The organism is Variovorax sp. 10N432 (assembly GCF_056394465.1).
Window position 1 is genome coordinate 1 of record NZ_JBFTHX010000097.1, and the last position, 3,369, is coordinate 3,369.

At 67.7% G+C, this 3,369-nt stretch carries 3 protein-coding genes; all 3 read right to left on the reverse strand.

Annotation, left to right across the window (positions count from 1 at the left end; translation table 11 throughout):
- Positions 1–11: 11 nt before the first annotated feature.
- Positions 12–1,355 carry a fumarylacetoacetase gene (fahA, locus tag AC1DF3_RS36645; protein WP_478142762.1) on the reverse strand — a complete coding sequence of 448 codons (1,344 nt, stop codon included), beginning with the start codon at positions 1,353–1,355 and terminating at the stop codon, positions 12–14.
- A 20-nt stretch (positions 1,356–1,375) separates the two neighbouring features.
- On the reverse strand, positions 1,376–2,605 hold the full coding sequence (locus AC1DF3_RS36650) for a CaiB/BaiF CoA transferase family protein (protein WP_478142763.1): 1,230 nt from the start codon (positions 2,603–2,605) through the stop codon (positions 1,376–1,378).
- Between the two features lie 2 nt (positions 2,606–2,607).
- Positions 2,608–3,369, reverse strand: a 762-nt coding sequence (locus AC1DF3_RS36655; protein WP_478142764.1) for an enoyl-CoA hydratase/isomerase family protein, incomplete at its 5' end; no start/stop codon positions are given.

Sequence of the window (3,369 nt, forward strand, 5' to 3'; positions counted from 1 at the left end):
GCGGCGAGAAACTATTCGGCAGATGGCGACACGGCGGGGAGGACCCGCCCATGATTGAAGCCKAAGCCGATGCGATTGAATCCCTCSCGTTCGCACCAGCCTTGGAAGATGATCGCGTCCCCATCCTCCAGGAAGCTTCGGCGCTCGCCGTTGCCGAGTTGCACCGGCTTGCTGCCGGCAAGGGCGAGCTCCATCAATGCGCCGGCTTCGGAAAGCTCGGGCCCCGAGATCGTGCCGCTGCCCAGCAGGTCGCCCGGCTGCAGGTTGCAGCCCCCGGCCGCGTGGTGGGTGAGCATCTGCGCGATCGACCAGTAGTGATGACAGAAGCTGGTGCGTGACATCGTCTCGGCAGGGAGTCCGGCTTCGCGCATGCGATGGGTCTCGATCGACACCTCGAGACGGATATCGATGGCGCCCTGCGCGCGGTGAGACTCGCTCTCCAGATAAGGCAGCGGCTGCGGATCGGCCGCGGGGCGGGTCCACGGCGTCCKGTAGGGGGCCAGGGCRTCCATCGTGACGATCCAGGGCGAGACGGTTGTCGCGAAGTTCTTTGCATGGAACGGGCCGAGCGGCGCCATYTCCCAGGCCTGGATATCCCGCGCCGACCAATCGTTGAGCAGCGAGATGCCGAAGACGTGRTCCTCGGCGCGCGAGAGYGCAATGGGCTCGCCGAGCGCGTTGCCCGTGCCGACATAGATGCCGAGTTCGAGCTCGTAGTCGAGGCGCTGCGAAGGTCCGTATTCCGGCGTCGTGCYCCCGTYCCGCAGCGCCTGGCCATGTGGRCGCCGGAACCTCTGCCCGGCCACGCCGATGGARGACACGCGGCCGTGGTAGGCGGTGGGWACCCATTGGAAGTTCCGGGGCACGTCKCCCTTCGGGTCCAGCAGGCRGCTGATCGTTCGCGCGTGATGGATCGACGTGTAGAAGTCCGTGTAGTCGCCGATGCGAGCCGGAACCGCGTACTCGACCTCGGATTGCGGCATGAGACAGCCCCTGACCGCATCGACCTGAGACGGCCTGGTGGCGACGGCGTCCTTGTGGAGAAGCTCGAAGAGTGCGCGCCGCAATGTGCGCCATGCCACCGGTCCCAGGGCGAAAAAGTCGTTGAGCGCCGGTGCGGCACACGACTGCGCGGCTTGCAGCGCCAAGCCGTCGAGGCATTGCGTTCTGCTCAAGGCGGCCAGGTCCATGACTTCGTCGCCGATGGCAACGCCGCCGCGCAGCGGTTCGAGGGCCCCTGCCCTTCGAAACACGGCAAACGGCAGGTTCTGGATCGGAAAGTCGGTGGCCGCCCCGTTGGCGCTCGCCAGCCAGCTTGTCGCTGCGGCATCGTGGGTGTGATCGATCGTGCGCATGGGTTCGCCTCGGCCTCGGCTCAGTCGAACGCGCCCGCCGGGCTGCGGCGGCTTCGCAGCACGCCGCKCTGGCGCAGCGTCTCGATGCGTTCGGCGGAGATCCCCAGTTCGCCGAGCACCTCGGCATTGCTCTCGCCCTGGAAATAGGGCAAGCCCGGCTTCGGCAGTTCGGAGCGGCCGAAGCGCCATGGGGGCCCGGGCATGCGCACGGTGCCGCCTKCACGGTCTTCGACCTCGACCACCGCACCCCAGTCTTTCGCCCACTCGGAGTCCGCGAGGTCCTGCGTGCTGCGCACGACACCGATCGCCAGGCCCGCTTCGCTGACCTGYGCCTGAAGCTGGTCCAGGTCGGTGAAGGTCAGGATCCAGGCCTTGAYCTCGGCCATCAAGAGGGCGAGATTGGCCTTGCGAAGGGTGGCCGTGGCGAAGCGCGGATCCTTGAGGAGGTCCGTGCGGCGCATCATCGAGCAGTAGCGAATGAACATCGGCGAGAACACCGGACTTGTCGCGATGGTGAGGCGCCGGCCGTCYGGCAGCTCGAACAGCGGAGACTCGTTGGCGCTGAGCGCGTACGGTTCGTCATTGACTTCCAGGCCTGACAACTGCGCGCCGGCGCGTTCGTTGGCCGACAGCATCGTCGCGGCCATCGAGACGTCGACGTACTGCCCCTCGCCGGTGCGCGACCGGTGCTGCAACGCGGCCAGGACGGCGATGACCCCGTGGAGGCCCGTGTAGACGTCGGCGTGGCTGCATGCGTCGTTGCGCATCTCTACCATGGCGCCCTCGTAGTGCTTCTGGAGGATGTCGGTCAGGCCCGTCTCGGCGTGGACCGTTGGTGCGAATGCCGGCCGATTGCGCCACGGGCCGGTCTGGCCRTAGCCGCTGATCGAAACGTAGACGACCTTCGGATTGAACTTCACGACGTCGTCGTAGCCGAAGCCGAAGCGTGCGAGCGTTCCGGGGCGGAAGTTCTCGACGATCACGTCCGCGTCGGCGCAGAGCTTCGCCACGATGTCCCGCGCCTCGGGCCAGTTCAGATCGAGGCTGATGTTCCGCTTGCCGGCGTTCTGCTGTGCGTAGTACGTCGACATGGAACCGACATGCGGTACGCCCGCGCGGCCCACATCGCCTGCAGGGGGTTCGATCTTGGTGACGTCGGCGCCCAGATCGCGCAGCGCCTTGGTGCAGCCCGGACCGGACAGCACGCGGGTGAAATCGATGACCCGCAGMCCTTCAAGTGGCGCGCTCATGCTCAATTCCCTTCGAAGACGGCGGAGCCCGGCCCGGTGGCCACGAAGGCGGCCAGGCCGCGCGCCTGATCCGCGCTGTTCCACATGGACGTGTTGACCTCTTCCTGGCGCGCATCGCCGGCCGARATGCCGCCGCGGGCCGACAGGTTCGCGACGGTCTTGATGCCGCGCAGCGCCACCGTCGCTCCGGCCGCCAGCTGCCTGGCCCACGACATCGCGACGCCGGCAAGTTCGGCTTCTGCTGCAACCAGGTTGACGACGCCCCAGCGCTCGAGCRCCCGCGGGTCGTGGCGGCGGCCGAACATGGCCATTTCCTTTCCGCGCGCCAGGCCTGCGCGCTGCACGACGCGCTGGACGCCGCCGAGGAGCGGCAACAGCCCGAGCGAGGACTCTGCCATGCCGAACGAGGCCGTGTCCGCGGCGAYGATCATGTCGCACATCAAGGCCAGCTCGAAGCCGCCGCCCAGGGCCGCGCCGTGAACGGCCGCGACCGTCGGGACCGGCACGTCCTCGAGCGACGCCCAGAGTCTCGCAAGCGCCTTCTGGTCCCAGCGCTCCGAGGCGAGCACGTTGAGGTCGGCGCCGGCGCAGAAGTGGCGCATCGAGCTTCGCAGCAGGATGGCGCGGCATCCCTCCTCGACCGCTCTTGCGTAGGTGGACGCAAGCTCCTGGAGCATGGCGTTGTCGATCAGGTTGTGCGGCGGCTTGGCCATGGTGACGACGCCGACGGCACCGTCTTTTTCATACGAAATCGAGCTCATCGA